This window comes from Erwinia persicina NBRC 102418 (assembly GCF_001571305.1).
Classification (GTDB): domain Bacteria; phylum Pseudomonadota; class Gammaproteobacteria; order Enterobacterales; family Enterobacteriaceae; genus Erwinia; species Erwinia persicina.
Genome location: NZ_BCTN01000017.1, coordinates 74,154 through 95,470 on the forward strand (window position 1 = coordinate 74,154; position 21,317 = coordinate 95,470).

Annotated in this window: 16 protein-coding genes; 4 read left to right on the forward strand and 12 right to left on the reverse strand. The window is 56.0% G+C overall.

What is annotated here, in order from left to right; translation table 11 throughout:
- Positions 1-98: 98 nt before the first annotated feature.
- Positions 99-422: a thiosulfate sulfurtransferase GlpE gene (glpE, locus tag EPE01S_RS17445; RefSeq protein ID WP_062747656.1), complete on the reverse strand. Its 324-nt coding sequence runs from the start codon at positions 420-422 to the stop codon at positions 99-101.
- A gap of 237 nt (positions 423-659) precedes the next feature.
- Between glpE and glpD the strand changes: the two genes are divergently transcribed.
- Entirely contained in the window at positions 660-2,171 is a 1,512-nt protein-coding gene (gene glpD / locus EPE01S_RS17450) for a glycerol-3-phosphate dehydrogenase (protein ID WP_062747659.1), read from the forward strand.
- 85 nt (positions 2,172-2,256) lie between these two features.
- On the opposite strand, the gene glgP is transcribed toward glpD, so the two are convergent.
- The 6 genes from glgP to asd all read right to left on the reverse strand — a co-directional run bounded on the left by glgP (position 2,257) and on the right by asd (position 13,290).
- Positions 2,257-4,704: a glycogen phosphorylase gene (glgP, locus tag EPE01S_RS17455; RefSeq protein WP_062747661.1), complete on the reverse strand. Its 2,448-nt coding sequence runs from the start codon at positions 4,702-4,704 to the stop codon at positions 2,257-2,259.
- 20 nt (positions 4,705-4,724) lie between these two features.
- Positions 4,725-6,158 carry a glycogen synthase GlgA gene (gene glgA / locus EPE01S_RS17460; protein WP_062747663.1) on the reverse strand — a complete coding sequence of 478 codons (1,434 nt, stop codon included), beginning with the start codon at positions 6,156-6,158 and terminating at the stop codon, positions 4,725-4,727.
- A 96-nt stretch (positions 6,159-6,254) separates the two neighbouring features.
- A complete protein-coding gene (glgC, locus tag EPE01S_RS17465) occupies positions 6,255-7,541 on the reverse strand; it encodes a glucose-1-phosphate adenylyltransferase (RefSeq protein WP_062747665.1) in 1,287 nt (428 codons plus the stop codon).
- A gap of 12 nt (positions 7,542-7,553) precedes the next feature.
- Complete coding sequence (gene glgX / locus EPE01S_RS17470) at positions 7,554-9,533, reverse strand: glycogen debranching protein GlgX (protein ID WP_062747667.1); 1,980 nt, start codon at positions 9,531-9,533, stop codon at positions 7,554-7,556.
- The gene (glgB, locus tag EPE01S_RS17475) at positions 9,530-11,716 is read right to left on the reverse strand and encodes a 1,4-alpha-glucan branching enzyme (protein WP_062747669.1); all 2,187 of its coding nucleotides are present in this window, start codon (positions 11,714-11,716) and stop codon (positions 9,530-9,532) included. Before glgB ends, glgX begins: the two co-directional genes overlap by 4 nt.
- A 464-nt stretch (positions 11,717-12,180) precedes the next feature.
- Entirely contained in the window at positions 12,181-13,290 is a 1,110-nt protein-coding gene (asd, locus tag EPE01S_RS17480; RefSeq protein WP_062747671.1) for an aspartate-semialdehyde dehydrogenase, read from the reverse strand.
- 273 nt (positions 13,291-13,563) lie between these two features.
- Here asd and EPE01S_RS17485 point away from each other — a divergent pair, with 273 nt between their 5' ends.
- A complete protein-coding gene (locus tag EPE01S_RS17485; RefSeq protein WP_062747673.1) occupies positions 13,564-14,157 on the forward strand; it encodes a YhgN family NAAT transporter in 594 nt (197 codons plus the stop codon).
- A gap of 44 nt (positions 14,158-14,201) precedes the next feature.
- Here EPE01S_RS17485 and gntU read toward each other — a convergent pair whose 3' ends face one another.
- From gntU to EPE01S_RS17505, 4 genes are all read right to left on the reverse strand, one after another.
- Positions 14,202-15,542, reverse strand: a complete 1,341-nt coding sequence (gene gntU, locus EPE01S_RS17490) for a gluconate transporter (RefSeq protein ID WP_062747675.1) — start codon at positions 15,540-15,542, stop codon at positions 14,202-14,204.
- A gap of 10 nt (positions 15,543-15,552) precedes the next feature.
- Positions 15,553-16,089, reverse strand: coding sequence for a gluconokinase (gntK, locus tag EPE01S_RS17495; protein WP_062747678.1), 537 nt, complete (start codon positions 16,087-16,089; stop codon positions 15,553-15,555).
- Positions 16,090-16,289: 200 nt separating this feature from the next.
- The gene (gntR, locus tag EPE01S_RS17500; RefSeq protein WP_062747681.1) at positions 16,290-17,285 is read right to left on the reverse strand and encodes a gluconate operon transcriptional repressor GntR; all 996 of its coding nucleotides are present in this window, start codon (positions 17,283-17,285) and stop codon (positions 16,290-16,292) included.
- Between the two features lie 107 nt (positions 17,286-17,392).
- Positions 17,393-18,088, reverse strand: a complete 696-nt coding sequence (locus EPE01S_RS17505; RefSeq protein ID WP_062747683.1) for a pirin family protein — start codon at positions 18,086-18,088, stop codon at positions 17,393-17,395.
- A 362-nt stretch (positions 18,089-18,450) separates the two neighbouring features.
- Here EPE01S_RS17505 and EPE01S_RS17510 point away from each other — a divergent pair, with 362 nt between their 5' ends.
- Positions 18,451-18,945, forward strand: coding sequence for a GNAT family N-acetyltransferase (locus EPE01S_RS17510; RefSeq protein ID WP_062747685.1), 495 nt, complete (start codon positions 18,451-18,453; stop codon positions 18,943-18,945).
- Between the two features lie 36 nt (positions 18,946-18,981).
- On the opposite strand, the gene EPE01S_RS17515 is transcribed toward EPE01S_RS17510, so the two are convergent.
- Positions 18,982-20,169 (reverse strand): aspartyl protease family protein, encoded by a 1,188-nt coding sequence (locus tag EPE01S_RS17515; protein ID WP_062747687.1) that lies wholly within the window; start codon positions 20,167-20,169, stop codon positions 18,982-18,984.
- A 316-nt stretch (positions 20,170-20,485) separates the two neighbouring features.
- Here EPE01S_RS17515 and EPE01S_RS17520 point away from each other — a divergent pair, with 316 nt between their 5' ends.
- Positions 20,486-21,316, forward strand: a complete 831-nt coding sequence (locus EPE01S_RS17520) for an SDR family oxidoreductase (protein WP_062747689.1) — start codon at positions 20,486-20,488, stop codon at positions 21,314-21,316.
- Position 21,317 lies beyond the last annotated feature (1 nt).

Here is a 21,317-nt window from a genome sequence, read left to right on the forward strand (position 1 = left end):
AAACGGCTTCCTTTCAATCTAACCAGACAAAGCGGGCAGTATAGCGTCTTCCCCTTACCAATAGCAGGGGAAAGCGCCAGCTAAACACAAGGCAGACGTTACAGTGAGTTAATCTGCTGCGGGAAGGCGTTACGCCAGGCGTCAAAACCGCCATCGATGCTATAGGCCTGGGTAAACCCCTGATTCAACAAATACTGCGCGGCACCTTTACTGCTGTTGCCGTGATAGCACATCACCAGTACCGGGGTGGTCAGCGCCGCCTGGGCAATAAATGCAGGCAGGGAATCATTGGTCAGGTGGAAGGCACCGCTGGCATGGGCCATGGCAAAACTCTGCGGATCGCGAATATCAACCAGTAACGCATTCTCTTCGGCGAGTTTCTGCTGTGCCTGTTCGACGTTAATGCACTCGAATTGTTCCATGGTGGGTTCTCATTAAAAGCTAAATAGTGACCAAATTGCCCCTATTGTAGCCTGAAGCCGCCGCACAATAACCCGGCAGTTTGCAGGGAGATGCGTTTTTTCTTGCAGCAAATATGTTACCTGCATCACGCATAAATGTTTTTATTAGGTTAACGCTGGCATCAATGTTGGTTTACGATTAGTATAATGCTCGAAAACGAACATTATTGAAAGATTCCGAACATCGGAGGAGATGACGTGGAAACCAAAGACCTGATCGTAATCGGCGGCGGTATTAACGGTGCGGGCATCGCGGCAGACGCTGCCGGGCGCGGCCTGTCAGTGCTGATGCTGGAGGCGCAAGATCTCGCCTGCGCCACCTCTTCTGCCAGTTCTAAATTAATCCACGGTGGCCTGCGCTACCTGGAACACTACGAATTCCGTCTGGTGAGTGAAGCGCTGGCCGAGCGCGAAGTGCTGCTGAAAATGGCCCCGCACATTGCGTTCCCGATGCGTTTCCGCCTGCCACACCGTCCGCATCTGCGCCCGGCATGGATGATCCGCGTCGGTCTGTTTATGTACGACCATCTGGGAAAACGCACCAGTCTGCCGGGCAGTAAAGGGTTGCGTTTTGGCTCAGATTCAGTGCTTAAGCCTGAAATTGTGCGCGGTTTCGAATATTCCGACTGCTGGGTGGATGATGCCCGCCTCGTGGTACTGAATGCCCAGGAAGTGGAAAAACGCGGTGGTGAAGTACGTACCCGCACGCGAGTGACGCGTGCCTGGCGTGAAAACGGGCTGTGGACCGTGGAAGCGGAAGACGTCGACAGCGGAAAAACCTTTACGTGGCAGGCTAAAGGGCTGGTCAATGCCGCCGGCCCATGGGTGAAACAGCTGTTTGATGACAGTCTGAAGCTGAAGTCGCCTTACGGTATCCGCCTGATCAAAGGCAGCCATATTGTGGTTCCGCGCGTTCACACCCAGAAGCAGGCCTATATTCTGCAGAACGAAGACAACCGTATTGTGTTCGTGATTCCGTGGATGGATGAGTTCTCGATTATCGGCACCACCGATGTTGAGTACAAAGGCGATCCGCACAATGTCAAAATTGACGATAACGAAATCGACTATCTGCTGAAGGTGTTTAACGCGCACTTCAGGAAAGATCTGGCCCGTGACGATATTGTCTGGACTTACTCCGGCGTGCGTCCACTGTGCGATGACGAGTCTGATTCTCCACAGGCCATCACCCGTGACTACACGCTGGACGTGCACGATGACGCCGGCCAGACGCCGCTGTTGTCGGTCTTTGGTGGCAAGCTGACGACCTATCGTAAGCTGGCAGAGCATGCGATGGAGAAACTGAGCAAGTACTATCCGAACATCGGCGCGGCCTGGACGAAAAACTGCGTGCTGCCGGGCGGCAGCTTTGCCGGAACACGTGAAGACTATGCTGCCACACTCCGTCGTCGCTTCCCGTTCATTACTGAAGAGATGGCGCGCCACTATGCGCGTACCTACGGCAGTAATACGGAACTGCTGCTGAAAGACGCCACCCGTCTTGAAGATTTGGGCGAGCTGTTTGGTCACCACTTCTACGAAGCGGAGCTGCGTTACCTGGTTGAGAATGAGTGGGTACGCGTGACCGACGATGCCATCTGGCGCCGGACGAAAGAAGGGATGTGGCTGAACGATGAACAGCAGGCCCGCATCACGGCATGGCTGGCAGAACACGGTAAAAAACCAGCAGCACTGTCGCTGGCATCATAAAAAAGGGGCGACCACAAAGATGGTCGCCCCCGATAGCGATGCTTCGAAAGGGTCGACCTGTTTTTGCGGTCGACCCTTTTCTTCGTTACAACCTGATGGGTTTTATTCCCCAGATCTCATCCGCATATTCCTGAATGGTACGATCTGAGGAGAAATACCCCATATTGGCAATGTTGTGCACCGCACAGCGCGTCCACTCTTCCTGATTACGATACAGCTTATCGACCTTGTCTTGCGTATCCACATAGCTACGGTAGTCGGCCAGCAGTTGATAGTGGTCGCCCAGACTGACCAGGGAATCAAAGATATTGCGGTAGCGTCCAGGCTCCTGCGGGCTGAATAAACCGGTGGCAATTTGCGTCAGGGCCAGGTGAAGTTCGGCATCTTTTTCATAAAAGTCACGCCCGTTATAACCATTGTTGCGTAACTGCTCCACCTGCGGAGTGGTGTTGCCGAAGATAAAGATATTCTCTTCCCCGACGTGCTCCTGCATCTCCACGTTCGCACCGTCCAGCGTACCAATGGTCAGCGCGCCGTTCAGAGCGAACTTCATATTACTGGTGCCAGAAGCTTCCGTCCCCGCCAGCGAGATCTGCTCAGAGAGGTCTGCCGCCGGGATAATGATCTGCGCCAGGCTGACACCGTAGTTAGGAATAAACACCACTTTCAGCTTATTTTTCACCTGTGGATCGTTATTGATCACCTGCGCCACATCGTTAATCAAATGAATAATATGCTTCGCCATAAAGTAGGCTGACGCGGCTTTCCCGGCGAAAATATTCACACGAGGCACCCAGTCGGCGGTTGGATCGGCTTTGATACGGTTGTAACGGGTGATCACGTGCAGCACATTCAGGAGCTGACGTTTGTATTCATGAATACGCTTGATCTGCACGTCAAACATGGCGCGCGGATCGATGACGATATCCATTTTCTGGCTTACCCAGGCAGCCAGGCGCTTTTTATTCACCAGCTTGGCACTGCTGACCTGCTTGATAAACTCCGGGTAATCAATATGCTGCTCAAGTTCGCCCAGCTGACTCAGTTCGGTACGCCAGTTACGGCCAATCGCTTCATCGAGTACGTCGGACAGCGCCGGATTCGCCAGTGCCAGCCAGCGACGTGGCGTGACGCCGTTGGTTTTATTGCAGAAACGGCCAGGGAACAGTTTGGCAAAATCAGCAAACAGCGACTGCACCATCAGGTTGGAGTGAAGCTCTGATACGCCATTCACCTTGTGACTGACCACCACCGCCAGCCAGGCCATACGAATACGGCGGCCATTGTTCTCATCAATAATTGAGATACGCGACAGCAGCTCCCAGTCATCAGGATAGTATTCCTGGATCGTTTTCAGGAAGTAGTCGTTGATATCAAAAATGATTTGCAGATGTCGCGGCAGAATTTTGCCGATCATGTCCACCGGCCAGGTTTCCAGCGCTTCCTGCATCAGCGTGTGGTTAGTGTAGGAGAACACCTGGCAGGTAATTTCAAAGGCATCGTCCCAGGTAAACTTGTTCTCGTCGATCAACACACGCATCAGCTCAGGGATCGCCAGTACCGGGTGCGTATCGTTAAGATGCAGCGCAATTTTATCGGCCAGGTTATCGAAGGTCTGATGCATGGCCCAGTGGCGATGGAGAATATCCTGAACCGTCGCCGACACAAGGAAATACTCCTGTCGCAGGCGTAACTCCCGCCCGGAGTAGGTTGAATCATCGGGATAAAGCACCCGCGACACGTTTTCAGAGTGGTTTTTATCTTCGACCGCGGCAAAATAGTCGCCCTGGTTAAATTTCCCCAGATTGATCTCATTACTCGCCTGCGCCCCCCACAGTCTCAGGGTGTTGGTGGCATCCGTATCGTAGCCGGGAATAATCTGGTCATAGGCGGTGGCCAGCACCTCTTCGGTTTCTACCCAGCGGGCGCGGCTGCCCTCCTGCTGGATGCGGCCGCCGAAGCGTACTTTATAACGGGTATTAAAACGCTGAAACTCCCACGGATTACCGTATTCCAGCCAGTAGTCCGGTGACTCGGCCTGACGCCCGTCAACGATATTCTGCTTAAACATCCCGTATTCGTAGCGGATACCGTAGCCGCGACCGGGCAGGCCGAGCGTGGCGAGTGAATCCAGGAAACAGGCGGCCAGACGACCGAGGCCGCCATTCCCTAATCCCGGGTCGCTCTCCTCTTCGATCAGCTCTTCGAGATCAAACCCCATCTCTTCCAGGGCCGAGCGGGCGTCGTCATAGATCCCCATCGCCAGCAGCGCATTAGAGAGCGTGCGGCCCACCAGAAACTCCATCGACAGGTAATAGACCTGACGTACATCCTGTGAAAGCTGCGCGCGGTTTGAGCGCAGCCAGCGCTCGACCATACGGTCACGAACGGCCAGCAGGGTGGCGTTCAGCCATTCATGCTTATTGGCAATTGACGGGTCTTTACCAATGGTGAACATCAGCTTATAGGCGATCGAGTGCTTGAGTGCGTCGACACTGAGCGTCGGTGAGGCATAGGAGAACGGTGCGTTCATATCAATTTCCCATTTTCTGGTTACAACAAACGTTGATAGAGATCGCGGTAGGCCACTGCAGCCACCTGCCAGCTAAAATCCATCCCCATTGCCTGACGCTGAACATAACGCCACAACGAAGGACGGGACCAGAGAACAAAAGCACGTCGTATAGCACGCAATAACGACCAGGCATTGCTGTCTTCAAAAGCAAACCCACTGGCGATACCGTCGGCCAGGTTTTCCAGCGAGCTGTCATTTACCGTATCCGCCAGTCCTCCCGTACGCCGCACTAAGGGCAGCGTGCCGTATTTCAATCCATAGAGCTGCGTCAGCCCGCACGGCTCAAACCGGCTCGGCACCATAATCACATCAGCACCGCCGATAATGCGGTGCGAGAACGCTTCGTGATAGCCAATCTGCACCCCAACCTGACCCGGATACTCTGCCGCTGCGGCCAGGAACCCCTGCTGCAGCTCGGCATCCCCTGCCCCCAGTAGAACCAGCTGACCGCCCTGCTCCAGTAAGCCCGGCAGGGCTTCCAGCACCAGATCCAGCCCCTTCTGTTTCGTTAAGCGGCTAACCACGGCAAAGACCGGCGCTTTATCGTCAACGTTCAGCCCCATGGTGATCTGCAACTGCCTTTTGTTCTCCAGCTTGGCATCCAGCACATCACGGTTGTAACGTGCATTCAGCAGCAGATCGTGCTCGGGATCCCAGATCGCCGGATCGACACCGTTGAGAACCCCGGTCAGCCTTCCCTCCAGCTGGCGCTGTTTAAGCAGATCCTCCATGCCATAGCCATACTCCGGCAGGGTGATCTCACGCGCGTATGTTGGGCTGACCGCGGTGATATGATCGGCATAAAACAGTCCGGCCTTAAGGAATGAAATCTGACCGTAGAATTCCAGACCGTGCATGCTGAAAAATGACGATGGGATCTGCAGCAAATCCAGATGCCTGGCATCAAACAGCCCCTGATAGGCCAGGTTATGCACCGTAAACACCGATTTCGCCGGACGCCCACGCGCGGCCAGGTAGGCGCAGGCAAGGCCCGCGTGCCAGTCATGCGCGTGAACAATATCCGGTCGCCACCAGTCATCCAGCCCACAGGCCAGCTCACAGGCGACCCACCCCAGCAGGGCAAATCGTATATGGTTATCGGGATAAGCATACTGCGATTCATCGTGATACGGGCTGCCGGGACGATTGTACAGACCCGGCGCATCGATCAAATAAATCCCAACACCACCAAAATGACCAAAATGTAACTCGACATCGCCAGCAAAGGTTTGCAGCTTCGCCACCACCTGAATATCAGTGATGGCTTTAGTCAGCGCCGGGAATCCGGGCAGTAACACCCGGGTATCCGTCCCTTCTGCAATTTGCGCCGCCGGTAATGCCCCAATAACATCAGCAAGTCCGCCGGTTTTTAGCAGCGGGAAAATTTCTGAACAGACGTGTAGCACCTGCATTATCGGCTCCTTTTCATATACCCTGAGCAACTCAAACTGCATCAGTCTTAGCTGCATCGCTCGGGTACAGTCATATTGACGTGTTATTGCGTCTGATTAACGCCAGCCAAGCTTCGCCAGCATTGTCCTTGTGACAAGAACGATCCCTTCTTCCGATCGGTGGAAGCGCCGGGCATCGTCATCCGGGTTTTCACCAATTACCGTTCCTTCTGGCAGTACGCAGGCACGATCTATCACACAACGTCTCAGGCGGCAGGAACGACCCACCTCAACGTCTGGCAGTAAAACCGATGACTCAATATTGCAGAAGGAGTTAATTCGAACCCGGGAGAACAGCACCGAGTTCACCACCACGGAACCAGAGATAATGCAGCCCCCTGACACCAGTGAATTCATTGTCATACCATGGCTACCCGAGCGATCCTGCACAAACTTAGCGGGCGGCAGCGGTTCCATATGGGTGCGGATTGGCCAGGTACTGTCATACATGTCCAGTTCCGGCATCACCGAGGCGAGATCCAGGTTGGCTTTCCAGTATGCTTCCAGCGTCCCGACATCCCGCCAGTAAGGCTCCGCCGTCTCATCATGCTGCACGCAGGAGAGGCTGAACGAGTGGGCCAGTGCTTCGCCACTGGCCACGATTTTGGGCAACAGATCTTTGCCAAAGTCATGGCTCGACTGCGGCAGTTCCTGATCCTCTTCCAGCAGGCCAAAAAGATATTCGGCATCAAAAACATAAATACCCATGCTGGCTAACGCACGGCTACTGTCACCGGGCATCGCGGGCGGTTGCTCCGGTTTCTCAAGGAACTCCACCACCTTGTTGTCCTCATCCACCTTCATCACGCCGAAGGCGCTGGCTTCCTCCAGCGGCACAGGCAGGCAGGCAATCGTACAGCGTGCGCCATTCTCCACGTGGTCAATCAGCATGCGCGAATAGTCCATCTTGTAGATGTGATCACCGGCCAGGATCACGATGTACTGCGCGCGATAGCGACGAATAATATCGAGGTTCTGCGTAACGGCATCCGCGGTGCCGCGATACCAGTGATCGGTGGAGAGGCGCTGCTGGGCGGGTAGCAGATCGACAAATTCGTTCATCTCTTCGTTGAGGAATGACCAGCCTCGCTGAATATGTTGTACCAGCGTATGTGACTGGTATTGCGTGATGACCGCAATCCGCCGGATACCGGAATTCAGACAGTTCGACAGCGCAAAGTCGATAATGCGAAACTTCCCACCAAAATGGACGGCAGGTTTGGCGCGCTTGGCGGTGAGATCTTTCAGACGCGTACCGCGGCCACCCGCGAGGATCAACGCCACCGTTTGAGTCGGTAATTGCCTTGCCAGCATTACAGGATCGTTCTTATCTAATTTGGCCATGTCTGATTCCTATTATGATTGTTCCTGGAACACACACACTCCGTGTGCTGCCCCATGCCAGACAGTTGACAGGATCGGGTTATCATCCCCGGCGAAGGGAGGTATGGCGTGCCATTGCCCTTCAGGTAATACCAGGTCATACACGTCTTCGGTGGCGTTGATCGTTATCAGCCAGTGCTGTGAAAGCCTGACCTGTAACCGATGTGCCCCCTGTTCCCACTGCGCAGTCGTCAGCGGCTGTCCCTGGTCGTTCAGCCACTCAACATTGCCATCCCCCTCCTGCCACCAGCGATCGCTCTGCAGCGCCGGAATACGGCGACGCAGATGGATCAGGGCGGCGGTGAAAGCAAACAGCCCGCGATCGTGCTGCTGCCAGTCGAACCATGTCAGCGGGTTATCCTGGCAGTACGCATTATTATTTCCGTGCTGGCTGTGACCGTGTTCATCCCCGGCCAGCAGCATCGGCGTGCCCTGCGACAACAGCAGTGTGGTCAGCAGGGCATGAACGCTGCGGCGGCGGTGTTCCACCACCAGCAGCGGCGCATTTAGTCCTTCCACACCGTGGTTATGGCTGAAGTTGTTGCTGCTGCCATCACGGTTATCTTCGCCGTTGGCCTCATTGTGTTTACGCTCAAAACTCACCACATCGCGAAGCGTGAAACCGTCGTGAGCGGTCACTAAATTGATACTGCCTGAAGGCAGGCGACCGTTGCGGTCGAACACATCGCTCGAACCGGCGAAGCGCCGCGCAAAGTCACCGTTGGTCATCTCACCGTGCAGCCAGTAGCGCCGCGCGGTATCGCGGAAATGGTCATTCCACTCGGCAAACGGAGGCGGAAAGTTGCCCACCTGATAGCCGCCGGGGCCGATATCCCAGGGCTCGGCAATCAGCTTGCAGGCAGACAGTAGCGGATCCGCAGCAATGGCCTGAAACAACGGCGCGTTCTGCTGATAGTCCGGCGTGCGCCCCAGTACGGTGGCCAGGTCAAAGCGAAAACCATCAACATGGCACTCCTCGACCCAGTAACGCAGGCAGTCGAGCATCCACGCCATGACCTGCGGATGGCTGAGATTTTGCGTATTGCCGCAGCCCGTCCAGTTTTGATAGCCACCCTGGCCGTCCAGCCAGTAGTAGCTCTGGTTGTCGATGCCCCGCATGGACAGCGTGGGGCCGTCCTCTTCCAGTTCGGCCGTGTGGTTAAACACCACATCGAGGATCACCTCAATCCCCGCCTGATGCAGTGCCTTCACCGCCTGCTGGAACTCCTGACGCGGGTTCTCCTCACAGGACGCATAACGCCCCTCCAGCGCATAGCAGGCCAGCGGGTTATACCCCCAGTAATTACTCAGGCCCATCCTTAGCAGCCGGGGTTCACTGGCGAAGCAGGCGACGGGCAGCAACTCCAGGCTGGTGATCCCCAGACGCTGGAAGTAGTCGATCATCACCGGATGCCCGAGTGCCGCATAGGTACCACGCAGGGCTTCCGGAATGTCCGGATGCTGTTTGGTCAGGCCGCGCACGTGGGCCTCATAAATCACGGTGCTGCCCCAGGGCACGCGGGGGGCAACATCGTCTCCCCAGTCAAAATCATCGGCCCGCACCACCCCTTTCGGCGCCCGTGGCCCACTGTCAGTCGCGTCGGGCTGCTCCCCGCCAGACTGGAAGCACGGGTCGTCGGTCACTTCGCCCTCCACGTCATGTGCGCAGGGGTCGAGCAGCAGTTTGGCCGGATTAAAACGCTGGCCCTGCCGGGGCTGCCACGGGCCGTGGACGCGGTAGCCATACCGCTGCCCGGGTTTACAGGCGGGAAGATAGCCGTGCCAGATATCACCACTTCGTGCGGGAAGATCCACGCGTGTTTCCACACCGCTGGCATCAAACAGGCACAGCTCGACGCGTTCCGCATGCTGGGAGAACAGCGTAAAGTTCACGCCTTTGCCGTCATAGCTGGCACCGCGTGGTGCTGGAAGCCCCTCCCGTAACGGTGTCATTCCGCCTCCCGCACCAGCCACAACGTAGACAGAGCGGGCAGCGTCAGACTCAGTGAGTGGCTACGGTTATGGCTGCTCCAGTCGTCGGTACTGACCGTGCCGAGGTTACCGTTGTTGCCGCCGTGATAGTGACCTGAATCCGTGTTCAGCACTTCGCGCCAGCGTCCGGCACCGGACACGCCAAAGCGGTAGTCATAGCGGGGCACCGGCGTAAAGTTACTGGCGACAATCAGCTCATTACCGTCGCGGTCACGGCGGACAAAGACAAACACCGAGTTATCGAAATCATCCACGACCAGCCACTCAAATCCTGCCGGATCGAAGTCCTGCTGGTAGAGCGGCGTATGCGCCCGGTAAGTGTGGTTCAGATCCCGCACCAGACGCTGTACGCCGTTGTGCCAGTTGTCTTCCCCTTCCAGCAGATGCCAGTCGAGGCTGGTATCGTGGTTCCACTCTTTGCCCTGGGCAAACTCATTACCCATAAACAACAGCTTCTTCCCGGGGAATCCAAACATCCAGCCGTAGTAAGCGCGCAGGTTGGCAAACTTCTGCCAGGCATCACCCGGCATCCGGTCAAGAATCGAACGTTTTCCGTGTACGACTTCATCGTGCGACAGCGGCAGGACGAAGTTTTCGGTGTAGTTGTAAAGCATGCCGAAGGTCATCAGATTGTGGTGATGACGGCGGTGAATCGGATCCAGCTTCATGTAATCAAGCGTGTCATGCATCCAGCCGAGGTTCCATTTGAACCAGAAGCCCAGCCCGCCCATTTCCGGCGGCCGCGATACGCCATCAAAGTCAGTCGACTCTTCGGCCACGGTGATGGAACCCGGTGCGGCATGGCCGAGGGTCCGGTTGGTGTAACGCAGGAAGGAGATCGCCTCCAGATTCTCGCGTCCCCCCAAATGGTTAGGCACCCACTCGCCTTCGGCACGGCTGTAGTCACGGTAGATCATCGAGGCAACCGCATCCACCCGCAGCCCGTCAATGCCAAAACGCTCAATCCAGTACAGGGCATTGCCAGCGAGATAGTTACTCACCTCACGACGGCCAAAGTTATAAATCAGCGTGTTCCAGTCCTGATGGAAGCCCTCGCGCGGATCCCCATGTTCGTACAGCTCCGTGCCGTCAAATTTCGCCAGACCAAAGTCATCAGAAGGGAAATGACCGGGAACCCAGTCCAGCAGCACATTAAGCCCGGCATTATGGGCAGCGGTGATAAAGGCGCGGAAATCGTCGCGGGTACCGAAACGCCGCGTCGGGGCATACATCCCCAGCGGCTGATAGCCCCAACTGCCGTCAAAGGGGTGCTCATTGATCGGCAGCAACTCCAGATGGGTAAAGCCCATCTCTTTGGCGTAAGGCACCAGTTGCTCTGCCAGCTCTTTATAACTCAGCCAGAAGTGGTTATCCGTGTGACGACGCCAGGATCCCAGGTGAACCTCATAAATGGAGATCGGCGCATCAAAGCCATTGGCACGCTGGCGCTCCGGTGACAGGGTGGTCTTTTCCGGGATACCACAAATCATTGACGCCGTCTGCGGACGCATCTGCGCCTCAAAGGCGTAAGGGTCAGCTTTTAATCTCAGCTGACCATCTTTATCGATAATTTCGAATTTATACAGCTGACCGGGGCGGGCCGCCGGGATAAACAGCTCCCATACGCCGATTTCACGACGCAGGCGCATGGGATGCCGGCGGCCATCCCAGTAGTTAAATTCTCCGACCACAGACACGCGCTGCGCGTTTGGCGCCCAGACGGCAAAGCGCGTGCCGATAACCCCATCAATAACGTCTGCGTGGGCGCCCATGGTTTCATAGGGGCGCAGATGAGTCCCCTCGGCCAGCAGCCAGCTGTCCATTTCCGGCAACAACGGGCCAAAGCGGTACGCATCATCAATGAGATTTTGCTGGCCGTGCCAGGTGACAGCCAGTTGATAGCGAAACGGGTTCTTACGTTTTGGGATCACCCCATGAAAAAAACCCCTGGCGTCCAGGGACTCCAGCTGCACACATTTATTCCCCGTGCTGGTTTCGATCACCCAGACTTCGCTGGCATCAGGTAGCAGGGCGCGCACCTCTAAACCCTTATCAGTCTTATGCATACCCAGGAGTGAAAAGGGGTCAGCAAAATGACCAGAGACTAACGCGTTAATTGCATGACGATCCATAAGCTCTGACATGACTTTCTTCCCGTGATGAGTGGCAGGCGACTGGCGGCCTCCATTGAAGGGTCATGGCCAGTGCACTGCTCTTCATTGAGCTCAACGCACGCTGACCGGCAGGAAACCCTCCACTGGAAAAAAACCACCGCAGCGTGCAAGAAATAGCGTATCGAAAACTCAAAATGTTTTAGGGGCAGATACGTTTTAAGCATAGCCAGGGGAAAACAATAGCCATGGACGAAAGCGTAAATATATTTCGTTTAGATCAAAGTTTACTGCTGTAAAGGCATGAGGCAGGAGCATCAGAACCTTCTTAGACCCGCTCGCAGCCAGGCCGCAGGGGTTAAGAGGTGCTGAAATCTGGCGGGAAGGATCGCCAGTTAAAAAAAAGGGCAGGTACGGCTAATAATCGTGAAAAATGGCGATGCACACAGAAACAGGCTGACATGTCCCCCGCCCCTGGCGGGGGAACAGGAAGGATATTATGCCACCAGAAGGCGCAACATCCGGCGCAGCGGTTCTGCAGCCCCCCACAGCAGCTGATCGCCCACGGTAAAGGCAGAAAGGTAGTCCGGCCCCATATTGAGCTTGCGCAGACGCCCAACCGGCGTGTTCAGTGTGCCGGTCACGGCAGCCGGGGTCAGTTCACGCATGGAAATCTCGCGGTCGTTTGGCACCACGTTTACCCATTCATTGTGCGCGGCCAGCATCTGCTCAATGTCGGTGAGCGGTACGTCTTTTTTCAGCTTCAGTGTAAAGGCCTGGCTGTGACAGCGCAGCGCGCCGACACGGACGCAGAGACCGTCAACCGGGATCACGCTGCTGGTGCGCAGGATTTTGTTGGTTTCGGCCTGACCTTTCCACTCTTCGCGCGTCTGGCCGTTATCCAGCTGCTTGTCGATCCACGGGATCAGACTGCCCGCCAGCGGAACGCCAAAGTTATCGGTTGGCAGCACGCCTGCACGGCTCAACTCCGTCACTTTACGCTCGATGTCGAGGATGGCCGAGGCCGGATCCTGCAGCTCCTTCGCCACATGATTATGCAACATGCCCATCTGGGTCAGCAGCTCACGCATATGACGTGCGCCGCCGCCGGAAGCCGCCTGATACGTGGCCACCGACGCCCACTCCACCAGGTTGTTTTCAAACAGGCCGCCCAGCGACATCAGCATCAGGCTGACGGTACAGTTACCGCCGACAAACGTTTTGATACCGTTGTTCAGACCGTCATGGATCACCTTGTGGTTAACCGGGTCAAGGATGATGATGGCGTCATCTTTCATACGCAGCGTTGAGGCAGCATCAATCCAGTAACCGTTCCAGCCCGCCGCACGCAGCTTAGGGTAAATGTCGCTGGTGTAGTCCCCGCCCTGGCAGGTAATGATAATATCCAGCGCTTTCAGCGCGTCGATATCAAAGGCATCCTGCAGCGTGCCAGCCGACTGGCCCGCGAAGGCCGGGGCCGCCTGACCGTGCTGAGACGTTGAGAAGAATACCGGACGGATCACATCAAAATCGCGCTCTTCACTCATGCGTTGCATCAGTACCGAGCCCACCATCCCACGCCAACCTACTAATCCAACCGTCTTCATCTTTACCTTTATCCCGGCTCCCCGTACCGGCCATTTCCACCCCCGGCAGTGCCCGTCATCCTCACGTACAACTGTACGCTCCGGCTGCGGTGTGCTGGCAGTAAGCAAACTGGCTACGACAGTGACGCCTGACCTGTTAGAGTTAAAACAATATGATTGCTAAACCTTACAAGGTGCAGCAAAAGTGGCAAGTGAATTAAATCGATTAGATGGTTTTTTTTAGCAGCGCTGCTTATAACGTAGCGACATTGATTAATAACGAGAACAACAACGATGACTGAAATGATCTCCGCGACGATATTATTGTTGCTGATTATGGATCCGCTGGGCAATTTGCCGATTTTTATGTCGGTTTTAAAACATCTGGAGCCGAAACGTCGTCGGGTGGTGCTGATGCGCGAAATGCTGATCGCGCTGTTCATCATGCTGCTGTTTCTGTTCGCCGGGGAAAAAATTCTCGCCTTCCTCAATCTGCGGACGGAAACCGTGTCGATCTCGGGCGGCATCATCCTGTTCCTGATCGCCATTAAGATGATTTTCCCTTCACAGGAGAGCAGCAGTACCGGGCTTTCTGCGGGAGAAGAACCCTTTCTGGTACCGCTGGCCATCCCGCTGGTCGCCGGACCTTCACTTCTTGCCACACTGATGCTGCTGTCGCATCAGTACCCAAGCAATATGGGCCATCTGGTTGGGGCGCTGCTGATCGCCTGGGGGCTGACCGTAGTGATCCTGTTGCTGTCGGGACTGTTCTTAAGACTGCTGGGGGACAAAGGGGTGAATGCGCTGGAACGGCTGATGGGGCTGATTCTGATTATGCTGGCGACGCAGATGTTTCTGGATGGGATACGGACGTATTTGAAACTCTGAGGGTGGCGGGTGGACCTCAAAAGACGGTCCGCCCGCAGTATCCCCTACGACAACAGTTCGAAGGCGATCATTCCGATAATCGCGCCGACGGTGCCGAGGATCGTTTCCATCAGCGTCCAGGTCTTCAGCGTCTGCGCTTCGGTTGCCCCGGTAAAACGGCCAAACAACCAGAAACCAGCGTCGTTAACGTGGCTGCAGATAATGGAGCCCCCGGCAATGCAGATCGACAGCGCGGCCATCTGCGCGCCGGAATAGTGCAGCGGCTCGATCACCGGCATAATCAGCCCGACGGCGGTCAGACAGGCGACGGTAGCCGAGCCCTGAATAATACGCACCGCGCCCGCCAGTACAAAGCAGGCCAGCGCCACCGGTAAACCGGCACCCGTTAACGCATTACCCAGTGCCGGGCCAACGCCGGAATCCACCAGCACCTGCTTGAACACGCCTCCGGCCCCAATGACCAGCAGAATAATCCCCGCCGGCTGGAGCGCTGCGCCGCAGATCTCCATGACGCGTTCTTTGTCCATGCCCTGTCGGTAGGCCAGGCCATAAATGGCGACCAGGCAGGCCAGCAGGATCGCGGTAAACGGATGGCCGATAAACTCCAGCCACTCGTACAGCGTCGAGCCCGGTGCGGTAAATCGCGCACCGATGGTTTTCAGGCCCACCAGCAGCAGCGGGAACAGGATCAGCGACAGACTGAAACCAAAGGAGGGCAGCTTGCTCTCATCGAATTCGGGATGATCGCCCTCTGCCGGAACGCCAAAGGTCACGTGCTGGCTGATAAAACGGCCAAACAGCGGCCCGGCAATCAACATCCCCGGGATCGCCGCGCAGAGGCCCAGCAGGATCATCCAGCCAAAATCAGCATGCATCTGGGACGCCAGCAGCATCGGTGCAGGCCCAGGCAGCAGGAAGGCCGCTGCCGCCGCAACGCCGGCGAACAGCGGGATCACCAGCTTCACCAGGTTATCGCCGGTACGGCGTGCTACCGCAAAGGCAATGCTGATCAGTAGCACCACCGCCACTTCGAAAAACAGCGGCAGCGCACAAATCAGCCCGGCGATCCCCATTGCATAATGCGCGCGGCTTTCGCCAAAGGTCTTCAGCATGCGGATGGCAATCTGGTCGACCGCGCCGGTTTCATGCAGGATCTTGCCGAACATCGCCCCCAGCGCCACCACAATCGCCAGGAATCCGAGCGTGCCGCCCATGCCCTTTTCCATCGTTGTGGCAATTTTATCCAGCGGCATCCCGGAAAACAGGCCCGCCCCGATAGAGACTAACATCAGCGCCACAAAGGCGTGCATCCTTGCCTTCATCACTAAAAAAAGCAGCAGCAGAACCGATCCGGCTGCTGTTAACACCAGTGTTGCAGTACTCATGACACCCTACTTATTTTTTACTGGCCGCACCGTCAATGGTGGTCAGGGTTGCTGCGACAACCTTTTCAAGCGACTGATTAATATCGACAACCAGTACATCGTGCTCATCACTGCCCGGCTCTTCCAGCGTGGCAAACTGAGTCACCAGCATTTGCGGCTTAAAGAAGTGCCCTTTGCGCGCGCGCAGACGCGACTCAATGGTATCGAAGTCACCTTTCAGATAAACGAATGAGAGGTTGTTATTACCCTTACGCAAAATATCGCGATAACTTTTTTTCAGCGCCGAACAGACGATCAGTGAAACATCGTTAGTGCGCTGCATGGCGAACGCGGCATCGTTGATCGACTCCAGCCACGGACGGCGGTCATCATCATTCAGCGGATGGCCGGCCGACATTTTTTCGATGTTGGCACGCGGGTGCAGGAAGTCGCCATCGAGGAAAGCAGCGTTAAGCTGATGCGCAACGGCATTGGCAACGGCAGACTTGCCGCTTCCGGATACACCCATCAGTACAAAGACGTGATTAGGCGTTGAATGAGTGGTCATTATTGTGGCTCCGGCAGAGAGGTAGCAGATGAGTCAGTTAATTTGTTATCGGTAACATTGTCTGGATGTGTATGGATTATGGCAACAGCCACGGCGGAAAAAGCTGGTAAATGTGAGGTGCTTCAAAAAAACAGCAGATTCAGACAGGCGGTGGCACAAAGGGACAAGTCAGGAGCGGGCAACGGTGTGCCCGCCGCGTATCAGATACTGCCGCCAGGCAGGATGGTAAAGCCGACGTCCACCGGGGACGGGCCCGCGACGTCACCGCGAATGCGTGCCAGCAGCAGCGTGGCAGACGCCTGCCCCATCTGCTCACGCGGCGTCTGCACTGTGGCCAGCGGCGGATTGACCACATGGGCAATATCATGACCGTGAAAGCCGGCAATGGCCATCTGCTGCGGCACCTGTAATCCCTGGCGCTGACACTCAAACATCGCGCCAACGGCCAGATCATCGTTGGTGCAGAACAGGCTGTCGGTGAGAGGGTAGCGTTTCTGCGCCTCACACATCAGCATCGCTCCGGCAGAGAATGATGATGCTGCCTCCATCATCACGCTCCGGGGTTCCAGGCCGGCTTCGATCATCGCCAGACGATAACCCTGCTCTTTCTGCAGCGTTCGCTCATCAAGTCGCGCCCCCAGATAGACGGTATGGCGGTGCCCTCTTTGCAGAATGGCGTGGGTCATCTGCCGGGCCGCCTCAACATTATCAAAGCCGACCGCCATATCCAGACAGGGGGAGACAGAGTCCATCATCTCTATCACCGGGATCCCGGCCGTTTCGATCATTCGCAGGCTGGCCGCCGTGTGGGTGCGTTCGGTGAGGATCAGCCCGTCGATATTCCAGCCCAGCAGCGATCGCAGCTGTAGCTCTTCTTTTTCGGCGCTGTAGCCGAAGTGCCCTACCAGCGTCTGATAACCCGCCGCATCGGTGACCGCTTCAATCCCACGCAGCACATCAGCAAATACCTGATTGGTCAGGGAAGGCAGCAGCACGCCAATCGCCCGACTGGTGGCGTTGGAGAGCATGTCAGGTGCGCGATTAGGGATATAACCCAGCTCATCCAGCGCGGCCGCAATCTTGCCCTGCAGCGCGGCAGAGACCTGATCGGGATGACGCAGATAGCGGCTGACGGTCATTTTGGTGATACCGATGCGATCGGCAACATCCTGTAGTACCGGTCTTTTTTTCTTCATCAGACTTCAGCTAGTGGGGACAGAATTATGCTGAGTGTAACAAAAATAAGGGGAAAAACGACAAAGGGGCGATTGTCTCGCCCCTTAAAGTGTGACACGGGTTGTCATTAAACCGGTGGCAGGTCGAACAGCAGGATTTCAGCATCGCTGCTGGCGTTGATATTTATGGACTTTTCATCCCAGACAGCAAAAGCGTCAGAGGTGGTCGCCGCCTCGCCGTTCACGGTAACATCCCCTTTTACTACCTGGATCCAGATGCGACGCCCCTCTTCCACATCTACGCTACCCTGCTCACCGGCTGTCAGCGCCCAGCGCGACAGCGTCATATCCTGGAACACCTTCAGTGAACCGTCGCGGGCATCCGGTGACAGCACCAGTTGGCGGCCCTGCACATCGTCAAAACGACGCTGTGCGTAACGCGGTTCAATGCCGGTTTTTTCCGGGATAATCCAGATCTGGTACAGATGCAGCGGCACGTCTTTACTGGCGTTGTACTCAGAGTGACGCACGCCGGTTCCGGCGCTCATAATCTGGAACTCACCCGCCGGGATCTGCTCTTTATTGCCCATGCTGTCCTGATGCTCAACAGTACCGGACAGGACATAGGTCAGAATTTCCATATCCTTGTGGGGGTGCGTACCAAACCCCTGACCACCATCGATAACATCTTCGTTAATCACCCGCAGTGCCGAGAACCCCATAAAATTGGCATCGTAATAATCGGCAAAAGAAAAGGTGTGGTAGCTGTCCAGCCAGCCATGATTAGCATGACCGCGATCTTGTGCTTTGCGTAAGTAAATCATATTCAATTCTCCTCAACGTTTTGACACAGTCTGGACCTCTGACGCTGTGGATGATAGCGGAGAAAATTGTCTTCTCTGTTCAAAAAATTCGATTTAAAAACGAGGAAATAAACAGGGGCATTGCGGAAGCGGGTAGGTTGCAGGCAAAAAAAAGCCAGCACCCGAGCTGGCTAAGAAATACTGAAGCAATGTGAGCAATGTCGTGCTTTCCCAGTCGGTACCGGAGGTACTCCTGAAAACGCATGACAATAATAATCATTATCATTCGCACTTGTAAAGCCATTTTCTGATTATTTTTTGCTTGATTTGCCGCTGAAAAACCCTGATTTTAAAAGGGAATTCAACCCTAAGGGAGAGTGACTATGAGTGAGATTATCGTACGACATGTGGTACCCGACGATGCGCTGGCCCTCCATCAGCTTTACAGCCAGCCGGAAACCTATGCCGATACGCTACAGCTTCCTCATCCTTCCCTGAAAAAGTGGCAGGAACGTCTCGCTTCGGTCCCGGACGGCATGCAGATGCTGGTCGCCTGTATCGACAACGTGGTCGCAGGCCAGGTCACGCTGGAAGTGAACTCCCGCGTCCGCCGCCGGCATACCGCGACTTTTGGCCTGGGCGTGGACGTCCGCTATCGTGGCCGGGGCGTGGCCAAAGCCATGATGAGCACCCTGATCGATTTGTGTGATAACTGGTTAAACGTTGAACGCATTGAGCTGACGGTCTTTGCCGACAATCAGGCAGCCATCGGACTTTATCAACGCTGTGGTTTTGAAACGGAAGGCCGCGCCCGCCGTTATGCGTTACGTCAGGGTGAGCTGGTCGATGCCCTCTTTATGGCGCGCTTCCGGCCGTAACCCGCGGGGGAGCGCTTCTGCCCTCCCCGCTTCACGTCAGATGTGGATGGTTTTGACTTTACCGCGGCGCTCAATTTTCAGCGTGAGCTGCCCTGCCGGCGTATCAGCCAGCGTGTGGCGGAGCGCATGAATCTCTTCAGGCCTGACCGGGCGGGCGTTAACTCTGAGCAGCGCATCCCCATTTTGCAGGCCAAAGGGGAGTAACGCGTCGGCAGGATTGGAATACAATTCAACCCGTTTGCCGTAAAAGCGCACGGCAAGCACCCGCAGCGGAGCGGGCTCATCCCGGGTAAAATGCTGCTCACGGTAGCAAAACAGCATCTTATCGGGCAGAAACAGGTAACGATCGAAACGCACCAGAAAGTTCATCCCCAGTCCCAGCGCCCCCTGTTTATTCTCGCGCACCAGCATGTTACCCAGCGGTAACTGGTTAAATTGCAGGCCGCCCAGGAGGTAGCCATCGCTCACGCTTTCGCCGCCTAATCCCAGCGCAGGCTGGTTGATACCGGTCAGAACAGCACTCTCCGGGCGTTCACGACTGGCGTTTATCAGTTCCGTGCCGATGTAGCTGTAGTCGCTACCGGTATTGAGCGTCATATGCACCGGACGTTGATGGTAGTCCAGTACCAGTTGTGGCCCGGCGGCATCCCCGTCGCGATAGGGCACACAGGCGGGATAATCCAGGTCACCCGGCTCCTGCTGCCAGACGGTAAGCTCCCGCGTCAGGTTATCCATCTGCCAGGTAAACTGACGAAACACGTCCATGCCGACAATCCCGTCTATATTAACCCCGTTCGCCTGTGTCAACGCACTGAGATCCGCTCCCAGCCAGGGGGTGGTAGCAGGTAGCACCGCATCGCCAATGCCAATCGCCAGCGGGCGCCAGACCTGAAGCCCTTGCTGGTGAAGAATGCCGCTCGCGCTACGAATGCTGGCAGCCAGCGTTTGCTGGTACAGCAGCGGGATCTGGTCAGCGGGTTCTTTCTGCGTCAGCTCATTCGCCAGCAGATTATCCACAACCAGCGTATTCATGCCAGTATCCAGAAGAAAGTGATACAGCCTGCCACGGATCGTCACCGGAATGATTAACGCATCCGGGCGAACGGAGGCCGTTAACAGCGGCACCGATGGCGGCACAGGCGCACGAAGAGGGTCAGCCAGAGCCGGAAATGCCGCAATATACAACGCCGCGACAGCGGTAAAGACCCACACAGAGTACTTCATAACACTCCTTGTAATACGACTTCCTCAGTTTCCATGGCGCAGGCGACATGGCGTATTGTGCCGCCACAATGTAGGGGAAACAGAAGAAAAAGTGAGGGATAAACGTGCTGATAAGCACCACTGGCAGCGAAATGAGGCAAAAATACAATTTTATGGCTTCAGACTTAAGCAAGCAGTCGCAGGCAGCATGAGATGATTTTGAGGTTTTTTTGAGGTTCCTGGCGCGTATTGTTAATGAAATGTTGGTGATAAGGTGTTCCTGCTCCTGTTCGGGCTTATCGCATCGGCAAAAATTAACAATAAAGGAATAACAATCATGAGCTTAAACTTAGAGAAACAGTTTCACGGTCAGGTTTATGTGGTCACCGGCAGTACGCAGGGGCTGGGTGCTGCCGTCAGCCGTTTACTGGCAGAACGTGGAGCGCGCGGACTGGTTCTCTGTGGCCGCAATCAGCAGGCCGGGATGGCCCAGGCACAATCCCTCCGGGCACTTGGCTGTGAAGCCCGGTTTGTCACTGCCGATATCAGCGAGCCCGAGGCCTGCGAACGGGTCATTGCAGAAGCCGCCACGCACTTCGGGACACTGCATGGCCTGGTTAACTGCGCGGGCATGTCCGACCGCGGCACCATTATCGACACCTCCCCGGCGCTGTTCGACGCTATCTTCGCCGTCAACGTCCGGGCCCCTTTCTTCCTGATGCAGGCAGCAATCAAACTGATGATTGCCAGCGATGTTGAAGGCAGCATCGTTAATATCATTACCATGACCTCCCATGGCGGACAGAGTTTCCTCACGCCTTATGCGGCCTCGAAAGGGGCACTGGTGACCCTGACCAAAAATGTCGCTTTCAGCGCGATGCGCAATCGCATCCGCGTCAACGGGCTGAACATCGGCTGGATGGATACGCCGCATGAGGATGATATTCAGAAACAGTACCATCAGGCCGGTGATGACTGGCTGGAAAAAGCAGAGCGTGCGCAGCCGTTTGGTCGCCTGCTGAAACCCCGGGAAGTGGCGCGCGGCGTGGCATTTTTACTCTCTGAAGAGTCAGGGATGATGACCGGTGCGATCATCGACTTCGATCAAAACGTGGTGGGCTGTGGTGATGACGGCGCGCTGCAACCTCAGCATAAACTGGCCCTGTAAG